We start from the raw sequence: 13,616 nt of genomic DNA, 5'->3' as shown, positions 1-13,616 counted from the left end.
ACGTCCGACTTTGTTTCGGATTCCGGGGACGGGACCGACCTCGGACGGCACAGTGTCACTTGGCCGATCAACCAGCACCACGGGGGGACACGTGCACCGGAATCGGACGAAACTTCTGGCTGCCTCGGGGCTGCTCGCGGTGCTGGCGGGCACCGGCGGAGTCCCGGCCGGAGCGGTCGACCGGGAGCCCGCGCGGGCCGAGGTCGCCCCGGCTCTGCAGACCGTTGATCTAGCGGTAGGGTCGTCCCGCCCCCCGGCCGGGCGGGGGTATGGGTGGCTGCTCCCGATGATCAAGCCGTTCAGCCTGATCGGTGTGACCTGGGAAAACCCGCGTGAGACGGTCGACGGGGTCGTGCAGGTGCGCACGCGGGCGGCCGGGTCCGGGCGGTGGACGGGCTGGCAGACGCTCGAGACCGACGGGCGCGCTCCCGGTGACTCCCGCGGCGCATCCGATCCGCTGTGGGTGGGGGCCTCCGACGGCGTCGAGGCCCGGATGACCGGCGGACGACCGCCGGCCGGCCTGCGAGTCGACCTGATCAACCCGGACGCCCCGACGCCCATCCTCGAATCAGCGGCGACGGGCCGAAGAGCGGTAACGGGCCGACAGGCGCCCAAGGCCAAGATCGCGCTCCCGGCCCGCCCCGTACCGCGGATGGTGACTCGCGCCGGCTGGCGAGCCAACGAGGCCATCGTCAAGGGCACGCCCGAATACACCGGCCCGACCCAGGTCTTCTTCGTGCACCACACGGCCACCGGCAACGGCTACAGCTGCTCCCAGTCCGCGAGCATCGTCCGGGGCATCCAGGCCTATCAGGTGCGCAGCCGCGGCTGGGACGACATCGGCTACAACTTCCTGGTCGACAAGTGCGGCACCGTCTTCGAGGGTCGCGGCGGCGGCGTCGGCCGGACCGTGCTGGGCGCGCACACCATGGGCTTCAACGCCGACGCCAGCTCGATCGCCGTGATCGGCAACTACGGCGGGGTCCGGGTCACGCCGCGGGTCCGCACCGTGATCGCCGCCGTGGCCGCGTACAAGCTGGGGGCGTACGGGAATGCCCCGAACGGCCGGGTCGTGCTCACCTCGGGCGGCGGCAACCGCTATGCCCTGGGCCGCAAGGCCACGCTCTGGCGGATCGCCGGCCATCGCGACGCCGGCCTGACCGCGTGCCCGGGCAATGCGCTCTACGCCCAGTTGCCGAACATCCGCGCGGTGGCCGGTGGGGCTCCGGCCGGGCTGCACGTGCTGCGGATCGGCGGCACCGCACTGGCCGCGCGTCGCTACTTCACCCGGGGTCTGATCCAGCCGGCCTGGACCACGACCACGCCGACCGTGCTGATCAACCGGTTCGAGGTGTGGGTCGACGGCGTGCTGCGGGTGGCTACGCCGAACTCCCGGCGCTCGTCGGTCCCGTTCCGCCTGACGCCGGGCAGCCACGACGTCACGGTCCGGGCGCTGCACCTGTCGGGCCGGTCGTCGAGCGTCAGCAGCCGGGTGATCGTCGACCCGGACGCGCCGGTGTTCGCGGCCAAGCCGGCCCTCGCGCTGCGGCCGGGCACGGTGAGCAGCCGGGCCGTGCCGTTGCGGATGCGCTGGGACGTCCGCGACGCCGTCTCGATGGGCTCGGTGACCCTGACCGGGCCGCTCACGATCAACCTGGGCAACACCGCCCGCAGCCGTGATGTGGCGGCGCCGCCGAACCGGGCCACGCAGTTCACGGTGCGCGCGGTCGACCGGGCCGGCAACGCCAACAGCGCTTCCGTCACCCGTGCGCCGTGGGTCGTCTCGGAGGTCTCGGCCCGCCGGACCGGCAGCTGGCGCGCCCTGCGCAACGGTGGCTACCTCGGCGGCACGGCGGTCGGCGGCAGTGTGCGCGGCGCCAGCGCGAGCTGGACGTTCAGTGGCACCTCGGCCGCGCTCGTCTTCAGCAAGGGTCCGCGGGCGGGCCGGGTCGGGGTGTTCGTCGACGGACGGCCGCAGGGCATGGTCGACCTGCGCTCGGCGAGTTCGGCGCCGCGGCAGGTGGCCTGGTCCCGCTCGTGGCCGGACAGCGGCTCGCACACCGTGCGGGTCGTGGTCGAGGGCACCCGGGGTCGCCCGGGAGTGGCACTCGACGGGCTGGTCTACCTGAAATAACTGACAGAGGGTGTCAGCCTCTCGGGGGAGGGTGTTCAGCATGAGTGGATTCGCAAAACTGGCGATGATCAATCTGGACGCGTCCGACCCCGAGGGGCTGGCCCGCTTCTACGCCGCCGTGCTGGGCTGGGACGTGCTGCACGCCCAGGCCGAGTACGCGATGATCGGCGACGGCTCGACCAGCATCGGGTTCGGCCAGGTCCCGGGCTATTCCGGGCCGGGCTGGCCCACCGAGAGCGCGCCCAAGCGCTACCACCTCGACTTCTATGTCGACGACCTGGACAAGGCCGAGGAGCAGGCCCTCGCCCTGGGTGCGACCAAGCCGGACGAGCAGCCCCAGCCCGACCGCTGGCGGGTGCTGCTCGACCCGGGCGGCCACCCGTTCGACGTCTGTCTGCGCTCCTAGAATTCCAAAGCCTGCGTCACCAGACCGGTGATCATCCAGTCGGCGATGCGGTCGAAACCGGGTTCGCGGCCCTGACCCCCTTCGGTCAGGGCCGCCGCCAGTTGCGGGAAGTCCCCACTGGCCACGGCCTCACCGATCAGCGCGACCTGCTCCTCCTGAGGGGCCGCCCCACCCTGCTCGGAGGTCACGAAGGACGCCACGAAACCGGTCATCAACGCGACGATCTCCAGCTTGGTGGGCCCGTCGAGACCGGTCGGTTCGAGACAGGCCAAACCCGTTTCCAGGTACGCGAGCATGTTGCGCCCGGTCAGCCTCCGGTTCGGCAACGCGGCCGGCAACCACGGGTGCGCCAGCATCAACTTCCGCTGAGCGCCGGCCAGGGCGATCAGGTCCGTACGCCAATCGCCGGTTGGTTTCCCGACGACGAGCGAGCCGCCGACCCGGTCGACCATCAGATCGAGCAGCCGGTCCTTGTCGGGCACGTACGTGTAGAGCGACATCGCCCCCGCCCCGAGATCCTGGGCGATCCGGCGCATCGTCAGCGCCCCCAGACCCTCGGCGTCGGCGATCCCGATCGCGGCGTCCACGACCTGCTCACGGGTGTGCGCCGGCGGGCGTCCACGGGGCATCGATTCCTCCTGCTAGAATTTCCGGTACAACGTACGATAAATGCCGGGGGTAGCCATGAGAAGACTGCCACTGTCCCTGCGACTCCTCGCCGACCGGGGCCCGAAGGCCCCCTACCAGGTCCAGCGCGAGACGGCCGTGGCGGTGCCCGCCGCCGACGGCAGCCCACTGCTCACCGACCACTACGCGCCCGTCACCGGCGAGCCGTGCCCGACCGTGCTCGTGCGGGCCCCGTACGTGCGAACCGGTTTTCCCTGGAACCTGTTCTTCGGGGTGCGGTTCGCCGAGCAGGGCTTCCACGTGCTGCTGCAGAGCACCCGCGGCGCCGGCGGTTCGGGCGGCACGTTCCACGCCTGGCAGCACGAGACGGCCGATGCCCGAGCCACCGTCGAATGGCTGCGCAAGCAGGACTGGTTCACCGGTGACCTGTTCACGGTCGGCGCCAGCTACATGGCCTACACCCAGGCCGCGCTGGCCGTCGACCCGCCGCCCGAGTGGCGCGGCGCGGTGATGCAGGTCGGCCACACCGATCCGCAGGACTTCTTCTGGGCCGGCGGCGCCTTCGGCCTCGAGCGGGCGCTGGTCGGCGGGCTGGCCCTCAAGCAGGGCCGGGTCACCACCCGCGAACTGGTCGGCAACATCGTCCGGATGCAGTTCCGGCTGCGCCACGCCACCCACGCGGTGCCGCTGCTCGACGCCTATCCGTCGGTCTACGGGGGCCGGCGGCCATCGGTCGAGGAGTGGATCGCGCATCCCGAGCCGGAGTACTGGCGCGACGCCACCCTGAACACGGTGGCCGGCGGCATGGAGGTGCCGACCAGCCTGCTCACCGGCTGGTGGGACCTGTGCCCCAACCAGGTGTTCGACCAGTACACCCGGATGCGGGCGGCCGGGCGCGATGTCGACCTGCTGATCGGCCCGTGGACGCACACCAACTTCCTCGAACGGGACTGGCCCGAGGTGTTCGCCCAGGCGATGCGCCGGCTGCGACAGGAACCTCCGGCTTATGCCGTACGGGTCCACGTGGGCGGCGTGGACGAATGGCGTGACCTGCCCGACTGGCCGCCGCCGGGCTCTGAAGCACGACCGTGGCCACTCGACGGGTTCACCGCCGAGCGCGGCTGGACGTTCCGCTACGACCCCACCGACCCGACCCCGTCGATCGGCGGCGCGCTCCAGTCCCGCACACAGGGCCAGGTCGACCAGGCGGCCCTCGAGAAGCGCGCCGACGTGCTGCTCTTCACCGGCCCGGCCCTGGAGACGCCGGTGACCGTGCTGGGCCCGGTACGGGCGTCGCTCGACGCCTCGACCACCGCGGCGTCCGGCGACCTTTTTGTTCGGCTCTGCGACGTCGACCCGGCCGGCCGCTCGCTCAACATCTGCGACGGCCTGACCCGGATGAGCGCCGCGGGCCGCATCGAAGTCGACCTCGGCCACGCCGGTCACGTGTTCCGGGCCGGGCACCGCCTGCGCGTGCAGATCAGCGGCGGCGCCCACCCGCGCTTCCTGCGCAATTACGGCACCGGCGAGCCACCCGGCCGCGCGACCCGCCTGGTGCCGACCGAGACGACGATCGGGCCGAGTTCGACGCTCGAGTTGACCATGGTTTGAACGTCCTCGATGTGGGGGTAACTGTGCGCCGCCATCCCCACAATCGAGGAGCTTCCATGTCCACCCAGGGCGTTCTTTACATCATCGCGGTCATCCTGCTCGTGCTGGCGGCGCTGCCGATCACGACCCGCGGCATCAGCCTGGCCCTGCTCGGCGCCGCCGTCGCGCTGCTGGCCTACGCGTGGCCCGTGCTCACGGCCTAGGTTTTTTGCCCTTGGGCGCAACCACTTACGCAGGCCGCCCGGGTGGGGTGAGCGTTCCGGGCGCGCCAGCGCCCTGCTCACCCCGCCCGGGTCCCCGCGGGAGCGACGGTCTGTCACCCACCACCCCGCCGGGACAAAAGGCTCTTGATCTTTATGCCCTCTTGTAGATGACCGCCTGCCACGGCTCCAAAGTCAGATCGACCGGGGCCGTCGGCAGGTTGTTCAGCAGCAGCTCGGCACCCGACCAGTCGTCGTCCAGCTCGGCGCGCACCGACGAACCGGAGAAGTTGCCGATCACCAGCAGCTCGGTGCCGTCGAGGGCGCGCGTGAAGGCGTACAGCTGCTCATGGTTGGGCAGCACCATGGTGAAATCGCCGTCCACGATCGCCGGCTCGGTGTGCCGCAGCTCGATCAACCGCCGGTAGTAGTGGAACACCGAATCGGGATCGGCCCGCGCGGCCTCGGCGTTGATCTCGGGGTAGTTCGGGTTGACGGCCAGCCACGGCGTCCCGGTGGTGAAGCCGGCGTGCTCCGACGAGTCCCACTGCATGGGCGTGCGGGCGTTGTCGCGACCGCGGGCGCGGAGCACGGTCAAAACCTCTTCCGCCGTACGCCCCTCGCTGCCGAGCGCCTGCGCATATTGCCCGAGCGCCTCGATGTCGCGGAAGTCGTCGATGGTCCGGAACGGGAAGTTGGTCATCCCCAGTTCCTCACCCTGATAGATGTACGGCGTGCCGCGGTGCAGGTGCAGCACCGTCCCGAGCATCTTGGCCGACGTCACCCGATATTCGGCGCTGTCGTCGCCGTAACGGGAGACCGCGCGCGGCTGGTCGTGGTTGTTCCAGTAGAGACTGTTCCAGCCCACCTCGGCCAGGCCGGCCTGCCACCGGTTGAAGATCGCCTTGAGGTTGGTGAGCTGCAACGGCATCAGCAGCCACGGGTCGGCGCCGCGGTCGGCCCAGACGTGGTCGAACTGGAAGACCATGTCGACCTCGTGACGCTCGGGGTCGGTGAACAGGATGGCCTCGTCGACGGTGACGCCAGGCATCTCGCCGACGGTCAGCATCGCGTCGCGGCCGGCGAAGACCTTCGCGTGCATCTCTTGCAGGAACTCGTGGATGCGGGGGCCGTTGATGAAACCCGGGGAGCCGTCCCCGTACGCGGAACCGGCCACCAGTCGTCCGTCGGGCAGCGGCAGCACCTTGGAGATCATGTTGATGACGTCCATCCGGAAGCCGTCGATGCCCCGGTCGAGCCACCAGTTCATCATGGCGTAGACGGCCTCGCGGACCTCCGGGTTCTCCCAGTTGAGGTCGGGCTGCTTCTTCGAGAACAGGTGCAGGTAGTACTCGCCGGTCTTCTCGTCCAGCTCCCAGGCCGAGCCGCCGAACACCGAGCCCCAGTTGGTCGGCTCGGCGCCGGGCGTACCGGGCTCGAGGCCCTCGCGGGCGGGCTGCCACCAGTACCAGTCGCGTTTCGGGCTGTCCTTGCCCGATCGGCTCTCGACGAACCACGGGTGCTCGTCCGAGGAGTGGTTGACGACCAGGTCCATGACCAGTTTCATGCCGTGGGCGTGCACCCCGGCCAGCAGCTCGTCGAAGATCTCGAGGGTGCCGAAGACCGGCTCGATGTCCTGGTAGTCGCTGATGTCGTAGCCGTTGTCGTCCTGCGGCGACGGATAGATCGGCGACAGCCAGATCACGTCGACGCCGAGTTCGGCCAGGTGATCCAGGTGGTCGATGATTCCCCGCAGATCACCCATGCCGTCGCCGTCGGCGTCCGCGAAGCTGCGCGGGTAGATCTGGTAAACGACCGCGTTCTTCCACCAGAGATCCGTCATGGCTCTTCTCTAACACTTCGGCGGCCGGGTTGTCGGCTGGGCATACTAAGCACGTGTTAACTCCCAATACACGGCAATTGTCGTGAAAGTCGCCATGCTGGGTCCGATCGCCTGGCGTACGCCACCCCGGCACTACGGCCCGTGGGAACTGGTGACCAGCCTGATCACCGAGGGACTGGTGGAACGCGGCATCGACGTCACCCTGTTCGCCACGCTCGACTCGATCACCAAGGCGACCCTGGACGGGGTGGTGCCGGGCGGCTACGAGGAGAACGCCGATCTCGACGGCCGGGTCTGGGAGGCGCTGCACGTCGGGCACGCGCTGGCCCGCTCGGGCGAGTTCGACCTGGTGCACAACCACCTGGACTGGCTGCCGCTGGCGTTCTCGGCCTCGTGCCGGGCACCCATGGTGACGACGATTCACGGCTTCTCGGGGTCGAACATCCTGCCCGCGTACCGCCGCGGCCGGTCGGCCTACGTCTCGATCTCGGACAGCGACCGCTCGCCCGATCTCGACTATCTGGGCACCGTGCACCACGGCATCGACCTGGACGGGCTGCCTTTTTCGGGGACCGCGAGCCAGGATCTGATCCTGTTCGGGCGCATCCATCCGGACAAGGGCACCGACCTGGCCATCGAGATCGCGCGGCGGGCCGGCCGGCGGCTGGTGATGTGCGGGATCGTGCAGGACCGCGAGTTCTTCGAGGAGCTGATCGAGCCGCGGATCGACGGGGACCGCGTGGTCTATCGGGGCTCGGTCGGGCCGGACGAACGCGGCACGATTCTCGGATCCGGGGCCGCGCTTCTGCATCCGATCCGGTTCGCCGAGCCGTTCGGGTTGTCGGTGGTGGAGTCGATGGCCTGTGGGACGCCGGTGATCGCGTACCGGAAAGGCTCCATGCCGGAAGTGGTCGACGAGGGCGTGACCGGGCATCTGGTCGAGAACGTGGACGAAGCCGTGGCCGCGGTCGAGCGGATCGGCGACATCGACCGGGCCGCCTGTGCCCGGCGGGCCCGGGAACGGTTCTCCCGCGACCGGATGGTTGAGAACTACCTGGAGATTTACCGAAAAATCGTCAGCTGAATAGGCCTCTCTTGTTAACGTCGTAATGTGAAATTCGCGTTAAACCGGGTATTTATCCGGTGTTTCGCAATGGCGTTTGCGCGCGGCCGCCACCGCTGAGTCCGCGTGCGCTGAGCCGTGCTGCGGACCAGTCGGCCGCAGACCGAGAAAGGCCGAGTCATGCCCGCGACGTACGGTTTTCTGAGCACTTACCCACCGACCCAATGCGGTTTGGCGACCTTCAATGCGGCACTCGCGACCCACTTGGGCAATGGCAGTTCCTCGGGGGTCGTCCGGCTGCTCGCGAAGGACAGTGTCAGCGGCGGCATCGAACTCGACCGCGCCGCCCCGCGGACCGTGCACACCTGGCACACCGACACCGCGGGTGGCTGGCGGGCCGCGGCCGACGTGCTCAACCGGTACGACGTGGCGGTCATCCAGCACGAGTACGGCATCTATCCCGGTGACGCCGGCGCCGAGGTGCTCCCCCTGCTCGGCGCGCTCACCGTGCCCTCGATCGTCGTGCTGCACACCGTGCTCAGCTCACCGGACCCGCTGCAGCGCGACGTGCTCGAGCGGATCGCGGCCACGGCCGACGCGGTCGTGACGATGACCGACACCGCCCGGCAACGACTGACCGCGGGCTACGCCGTCGACCCGCGCAAGATCTCGGTCATCCCGCACGGCGCCGCCAGCCGGGGCACCGGTCCGCGCGTCGACCACGACCGGCCCAACCTGCTGAGCTGGGGACTGCTCGGACCCGGCAAGGGCATCGAGTGGGCCCTGCGGGCGCTGGCGCTGCTCGGCGACGTCGAGCCGGCACCGGTCTACACCGTCGCCGGGCGGACCCACCCCAAGGTGCTCGAGCATTTCGGGGACGAGTACCGGAACTCGTTGAAGGAACTGGCCGGCTCGCTGGGCGTCACCGAGCAGGTGCGCTGGGAGGACGCGTACCTCGAGGAGGACGAACTGTCCCGGCTGATCCGGTCGGCCGACGTGGTGGTGCTGCCGTACGACTCGACCGAGCAGGTCACCTCGGGCGTGCTCATCGAGGCGGTCGGGGCCGGGATCCCGGTCGTGGCGACCGAGTTCCCGCACGCCGTCGAGCTGCTGGCCGACGGTCCGGGCCTGCTCGTGCCGCATCAGGACCCGGAGGCGATGGCGTCGGCGATCCGGCACGTGCTGGCCGAGCCGCACTTGTCGGTCGGGCTGACCGGTCTGGCCGGGGGCCCGACCCTGCGCTGGCCGGCCGTCGCCGCCCGCTATCAGGCTCTCGCATCGCGCCTGCTCACCACCCGTACGCCGCTGGCCACTCCGGTTCCGGCGTGACGACGACCAAGGCCCCCGGTGGGCTCCGCCTCGTCCCACCCCCGATCCAGCTCGCCGACGCCCCCGCGCCGGACTGGTCGCATGTCGCCCGGCTCTCCGACGACACCGGGCTGCTCGAGCACGCCCGCAACGCGATCGTGCGGCGCGAGCACGGCTACTGCGTCGACGACGTGTCCCGCGGCCTGCTGCTGATCTGCCGGGAACCGCGGCCGACCATCCAGCTGGCCGGGCTGGCCGAGCGCTACCTGGCCTTCCTGACCCACGCGGCCGGTTCGGACGGCGGGTTCCGCAACCGGTTCTCGTACGGGCGGAACTGGGAGGACGAACCGTCGACGGGTGACTGGTGGGGACGCGCGCTGTGGGGTCTGGGCACCGCGGCCGGGCGCTCGAGCGTGCCGTGGATCCGGCGCGAGGCCCTCAACGCGTTTCTGGTCGGCTGCCGGACCCGGTCGGCCTGGCCCCGCGCGATGGCCTTCGCCGGGCTGGGCGCGGCCGAGGTGCTGCGGACCGACCCGCGCTGCACGGACGCGAGCGAGCTGCTGGCCGACGCGGCCACGGTGATCGGCCTGCCCTCGGCCGGACCGGACTGGATCTGGCCCGAACCCGAGCTCACCTATTCCAACCCGGCGCTGCCCGAGGTGCTGATCGCGGCCGGTGACCTGCTGGGCGACGAGACGCTGCTGCGGGCCGGCCTGAAGATGCTGGCCTGGCTGTGCCGCGAGCAGGACCACGACGGGCACCTGTCGGTCGTGCCGGTCGGCGGGTGGCAGCCCGGCGTGCCCAAGCACCGCTTCGACCAGCAGCCGATCGAGGCCGCGGCGACCGCCGACGCCTGCGCCACCGCGGCCGCGGTCACCGGTGACGACCGCTGGGACGAGCAGTTGTTCCGGGCGATCGCCTGGTTCCTGGGCGACAACGACGGGCGGAAGCCGATGTACGACCCCCTAACCGGCGGATGTTATGACGGGTTGACGGCAAATGGCCCTAATGTGAATCAAGGAGCCGAATCCACCCTCGCGCTGGTCTCCACGTTGCAGCACGCCCGCACGCTGGCGACCCGGAGCGCGACCCGACCGTCAGGCGGCCTAGCGTGACCGCAACCATGAATACTTCCCAGATGATCACCAGGCACGACGTCGTGATGCAGCCGGACGGCCGGCGCGTCGTGATCAAACTGTTCGTCCCCGGCGAGGACTCGCAGACCGTCAAGAACCGTGCGGGCCGGCTGATCGAACGGATCCTCCAGCTCGACGAGGCCGAGATCGGGCGCCTGCTCGACGACGTGCTGACCCGCTTCGGCGGACGCCACCACGACCTGCTCGGCACGTTCCAGCACCACTACGAGCTGGTCCAGCACCGGGTGCCGCCCGAGATCGAGCTGTCGCCGACCGCGCGCACGCTGATCGGGGCGTACTTCAGCCACGAGTTCGCCGTCGAGGCGGCCGCGCTGTGCAACCCGTCGATGGTCGAGCACCCCGACCAGGCCGGCCTCGAGCCGGGCGAGCTGCGGGTGGCGATCAGCCTGCGCCAGATCGGCGAGGGTCACATCTCGTCGGTCGGGTTCTGCTCGGCCGTGCTCGGCCCGGGCGAGACGCTGCGCATGGAGGACCGCACCGGCCCGCTCATGATCGGCCAGCGGGTCGGCGCCACGCACTGGAAGAACCAGCTGCAGGCGGCGCTGATCGACGGCCAGATCGACAACGAGGCCTCGGCCTACGTCGTCTCGGCCCTGCCCGAGCGGTTCACCGACGTCGAGTTCGAAGACGTCATCGCCCACATCCCGGGCGAGCTGATGGCCAGGCCGCACTCGCAGGACACGATCGACGAGATCCGGCACATCGTGTCCGAGGACTACGCGGTCGAATACCCGTGCGCCGTGCCGCTGCACCAGCGGATCATGTGGCCGGCCACTCCGGCCGAGAGCAACGGCATGGAGGACGCCCGGTTCGTCCGCGTCACCGACCCGGACGGGCGCCACGTCTATCAGGCGACCTATACCGCGTACGACGGGCGGCAGATCAGCGGGCGGGTCATCTTCTCGCGCGACCTGCGGCACTTCGAGGTGACCCGGATGAGCGGTCCGGCCGCCCGCAACAAGGGCGTGGCGCTGTTCCCTCGCTACATCAACGGGCGCAAGATGGCGCTCTGCCGCTCGGACGGCGAGACGCTCGGCCTGGCCGTCCGCGACGACCAGCACCGCTGGCAGCCGTTGGCGCCGCTGCTGCTGCCGCACCGCGGATGGGACCTGATCCAGGTCGGCAACTGCGGCTCGCCGATCGAGACCGAGGCCGGCTGGCTCGTGCTGACCCACGGCGTCGGGCCGATGCGGCGCTACGCGATCGGGGCCATGCTGCTCGACCTCGACGACCCGTCGAAGGTCATCGCCGACCTGCCCGAGGGCCTGATCGACCCGGACGACATCGAGCGTGAGGGGTACGTGCCGAACGTGCTCTACTCGTGCGGCGGGATCGTGCACGACGGGCGGCTCTGGATGCCGTACGGGGCCAGCGACGTGCGGATCGGTTTCGCCAGCGTGCCGCTCGACGCCCTGCTGGCCCGGATGATGCCGGTCGCTTAACGCGCGTCGTGGACCAGCAGGGCGATCTGGACCCGGTTGGTCAGTGTCAGCTTCGTGAAGATCCGGGACACGTACGCCTTGACCGTCGCCGTGCTCATCAGCAGCTCGGCGGCGATCTCGGCGTTGGTGCGGCCCTCGGCGATCAGCCGCGCGACGTCGTGCTCGCCCGGGCTGAGCCGGGCCAGGGCCGCCCGCGCCTGATCGCGGCCCGGGTCGGCGCCGGCCCCGGAGACCAGCCCGATCATCGTGCGCAGCACCTCGGGCGACATCATCGGCTCGCCCGCGGCCACCCGCCGGACGGCGTCGGCGATCTCGCGCGGCGGGGTGTGCTTGAGCAGGAACCCGCCCGCCCCGGCCCGCAGCGCCCGCAGCACGTGCTCGTCGGTGTCGAACGTGGTCAGCACGATGACCTGCGGCGCGTCCTTGCGCCGGCGCAGCGACTCGGTGGCGCTCAGTCCGTCCAGGCCCGGCATCCGGATGTCCATCAGCACGACGTCGGGCTGGTGGGTGTTGACGGCCGAGGCCACCTCGGTGCCGTCGGCGATCGCCCCGACCACCTCCAGATCGTCGAACGCCTCGAGCATCATGGTCAGCCCGGCCCGGACCAGGGCGTCGTCGTCGACGAGCAGAACCCTCACGCCGGCCACGGCAGCCACGCCCTGACCCGGAACTCGCCGCCCGCCGTCGGGCCGTGCTCGAGCCGGCCGCCGACCAGGGCGACCCGCTCCCCGAGCCCGGTCAGGCCGGCCCCGGCGCCCGGCAGGTCACCGCTGGGCGCCAGCTTGTTGGCCACCGCCACGTCGAGGCCGCGGGCCGCGTCGCCGCTGATCGTGACCCGCACCGGCGCGCCCGGCGCGTGCTTGCGGGCGTTGGTCAGCGCCTCCTGCACGATCCGGTAGGCGTGCCGGCCCACGCTGTCGGGCACGTCACCGCCGCTGTCCAGGGCCAGGCCGACCTCGGCGCCGGCCACCCGGGACTGCTCGACCAGCGCCGGAACGTCGCCCAGGGTCGGCTGGGGGTGGTCTTCGGCCGGGTCCCGCAGCATGTGGATCACCGTGCGCAGATCCTCCAGGGCGTCGTGCGCGCACTCCCGGATCACGCCGGCCGCCGCCTGCTCGGCCGGGGACGCCTCACGGCGTACCTCCAAAGCCCCCGCGTGCACCGCGAGCAGCGACATGCGGTGGGCCAGCACGTCGTGCATCTCGCGGGCCAGCCGCTCACGCTCGGCCAGGCGGGCCTGCTCGACCCGCAGCCGCTGACCCTCCTCGGCCTGCCGGGCCCGCTCGGCCCAGGACGAGACGAGCTTGCGGTGCGAGCGGGTCAGCATGCCGACCGCGACCATGCTGACGTGCAGCAGCACCAGGAACGTGACGATCTCGTAGTAGAGCCCGACATCGCCGATGGCCACGCGGTAGATCACCGCGATCAGCACGGCGTGCAGCGCGGTCAGCCCGACGGCGACCCCGCCGCGGCGATACACCCCGACCGCGAACAGGGCGAACGGCAGGGCTCCCATCGGCAGCGCGAACAGGATGGCCAGCGGGATGAGGACCAGGGCGAGCGTGACCGGCCGGGAACGCCGGAAGAACACCAGGCCGGCCGCGGACAGCACGCCCAGCGTGAGCTCGAGCCAGACCGGCGCCGCACCCTCGTCGGACAGCGAGTTGACCATGAAGAAGACGCCCAGCCCGAACGCGGCCAGGGCCACCGCCGCGTCGACCAGCCATCTCCTCATGCCCCTGAAGTTACCGGCGGCGCGCTCGGACGGGCAGTCGACTTTGGTCTACGCCATGTCGACCGGAGTCGGTATCCGGCGGCCCTCCGC

The 13,616-nt window shown here is 70.7% G+C and carries 12 protein-coding genes; 8 read left to right on the top strand and 4 right to left on the bottom strand.

Features of this window, described 5'->3' with window-relative positions:
- The first annotated feature begins 91 nt into the window (after positions 1-91).
- Together KOI35_RS04570 and KOI35_RS04565 are read left to right on the top strand one after the other, a co-directional pair.
- Positions 92-2,134, top strand: a complete 2,043-nt coding sequence (locus tag KOI35_RS04570; protein ID WP_308120783.1) for an N-acetylmuramoyl-L-alanine amidase — start codon at positions 92-94, stop codon at positions 2,132-2,134.
- 40 nt (positions 2,135-2,174) lie between these two features.
- Positions 2,175-2,540: a VOC family protein gene (locus KOI35_RS04565; protein ID WP_215784687.1), complete on the top strand. Its 366-nt coding sequence runs from the start codon at positions 2,175-2,177 to the stop codon at positions 2,538-2,540.
- On the opposite strand, the gene KOI35_RS04560 is transcribed toward KOI35_RS04565, so the two are convergent.
- Positions 2,537-3,169, bottom strand: coding sequence for a TetR/AcrR family transcriptional regulator (locus tag KOI35_RS04560; RefSeq protein ID WP_215784686.1), 633 nt, complete (start codon positions 3,167-3,169; stop codon positions 2,537-2,539). The two genes, KOI35_RS04565 and KOI35_RS04560, sit on opposite strands and share 4 nt — an antisense overlap.
- A gap of 55 nt (positions 3,170-3,224) precedes the next feature.
- Between KOI35_RS04560 and KOI35_RS04555 the strand changes: the two genes are divergently transcribed.
- Entirely contained in the window at positions 3,225-4,778 is a 1,554-nt protein-coding gene (locus tag KOI35_RS04555; RefSeq protein ID WP_215784685.1) for a CocE/NonD family hydrolase, read from the top strand.
- Between the two features lie 56 nt (positions 4,779-4,834).
- Positions 4,835-4,981, top strand: a complete 147-nt coding sequence (locus tag KOI35_RS04550) for a hypothetical protein (protein ID WP_215784684.1) — start codon at positions 4,835-4,837, stop codon at positions 4,979-4,981.
- Positions 4,982-5,132: 151 nt separating this feature from the next.
- Here KOI35_RS04550 and KOI35_RS04545 read toward each other — a convergent pair whose 3' ends face one another.
- Positions 5,133-6,821 carry a glycoside hydrolase family 13 protein gene (locus tag KOI35_RS04545; RefSeq protein ID WP_215784683.1) on the bottom strand — a complete coding sequence of 563 codons (1,689 nt, stop codon included), beginning with the start codon at positions 6,819-6,821 and terminating at the stop codon, positions 5,133-5,135.
- Between the two features lie 94 nt (positions 6,822-6,915).
- Between KOI35_RS04545 and KOI35_RS04540 the strand changes: the two genes are divergently transcribed.
- The 4 genes from KOI35_RS04540 (at position 6,916) to KOI35_RS04525 (ending at position 11,791) form a co-directional block, all read left to right on the top strand.
- Positions 6,916-7,905 carry a glycosyltransferase family 4 protein gene (locus KOI35_RS04540; protein ID WP_246612404.1) on the top strand — a complete coding sequence of 330 codons (990 nt, stop codon included), beginning with the start codon at positions 6,916-6,918 and terminating at the stop codon, positions 7,903-7,905.
- Positions 7,906-8,064: 159 nt separating this feature from the next.
- The gene (locus KOI35_RS04535) at positions 8,065-9,213 is read left to right on the top strand and encodes a glycosyltransferase (RefSeq protein ID WP_215784681.1); all 1,149 of its coding nucleotides are present in this window, start codon (positions 8,065-8,067) and stop codon (positions 9,211-9,213) included.
- Positions 9,210-10,307, top strand: a complete 1,098-nt coding sequence (locus KOI35_RS04530; RefSeq protein WP_308120781.1) for a glycosyltransferase — start codon at positions 9,210-9,212, stop codon at positions 10,305-10,307. Before KOI35_RS04535 ends, KOI35_RS04530 begins: the two co-directional genes overlap by 4 nt.
- Before the next feature lie 8 nt (positions 10,308-10,315).
- Positions 10,316-11,791 (top strand): glycoside hydrolase family 130 protein, encoded by a 1,476-nt coding sequence (locus KOI35_RS04525; protein ID WP_215784680.1) that lies wholly within the window; start codon positions 10,316-10,318, stop codon positions 11,789-11,791.
- Here KOI35_RS04525 and KOI35_RS04520 read toward each other — a convergent pair.
- Positions 11,788-12,438 (bottom strand): response regulator transcription factor, encoded by a 651-nt coding sequence (locus KOI35_RS04520; RefSeq protein ID WP_215784803.1) that lies wholly within the window; start codon positions 12,436-12,438, stop codon positions 11,788-11,790. The genes KOI35_RS04525 and KOI35_RS04520 overlap by 4 nt on opposite strands.
- Positions 12,426-13,526, bottom strand: a complete 1,101-nt coding sequence (locus KOI35_RS04515; RefSeq protein WP_215784679.1) for a sensor histidine kinase — start codon at positions 13,524-13,526, stop codon at positions 12,426-12,428. Before KOI35_RS04515 ends, KOI35_RS04520 begins: the two co-directional genes overlap by 13 nt.
- Between the last annotated feature and the right edge of the window lie 90 nt (positions 13,527-13,616).

It is taken from the genome of Paractinoplanes bogorensis, assembly GCF_018829635.1.
In the GTDB taxonomy this organism is placed as follows: domain Bacteria; phylum Actinomycetota; class Actinomycetes; order Mycobacteriales; family Micromonosporaceae; genus Actinoplanes; species Actinoplanes bogorensis.
Note: the sequence above shows the minus strand (reverse complement) of the source record. Positions and strands in the feature narration are given on the sequence as shown.

What these genes read in the sequence shown, in the direction of transcription:
- KOI35_RS04525 (WP_215784680.1), top strand. Translation starts at nt 10,316, where the DNA reads ATGAATACTTCCCAGATGATCACCAGGCACGACGTCGTGATGCAGCCG.
- KOI35_RS04545 (WP_215784683.1), bottom strand. Translation starts at nt 6,821, where the DNA reads ATGACGGATCTCTGGTGGAAGAACGCGGTCGTTTACCAGATCTACCCG.
- KOI35_RS04565 (WP_215784687.1), top strand. Translation starts at nt 2,175, where the DNA reads ATGAGTGGATTCGCAAAACTGGCGATGATCAATCTGGACGCGTCCGAC.
- KOI35_RS04555 (WP_215784685.1), top strand. Translation starts at nt 3,225, where the DNA reads ATGAGAAGACTGCCACTGTCCCTGCGACTCCTCGCCGACCGGGGCCCG.
- KOI35_RS04535 (WP_215784681.1), top strand. Translation starts at nt 8,065, where the DNA reads ATGCCCGCGACGTACGGTTTTCTGAGCACTTACCCACCGACCCAATGC.
- KOI35_RS04515 (WP_215784679.1), bottom strand. Translation starts at nt 13,526, where the DNA reads ATGAGGAGATGGCTGGTCGACGCGGCGGTGGCCCTGGCCGCGTTCGGG.
- KOI35_RS04540 (WP_246612404.1), top strand. Translation starts at nt 6,916, where the DNA reads ATGCTGGGTCCGATCGCCTGGCGTACGCCACCCCGGCACTACGGCCCG.
- KOI35_RS04550 (WP_215784684.1), top strand. Translation starts at nt 4,835, where the DNA reads ATGTCCACCCAGGGCGTTCTTTACATCATCGCGGTCATCCTGCTCGTG.
- KOI35_RS04560 (WP_215784686.1), bottom strand. Translation starts at nt 3,169, where the DNA reads ATGCCCCGTGGACGCCCGCCGGCGCACACCCGTGAGCAGGTCGTGGAC.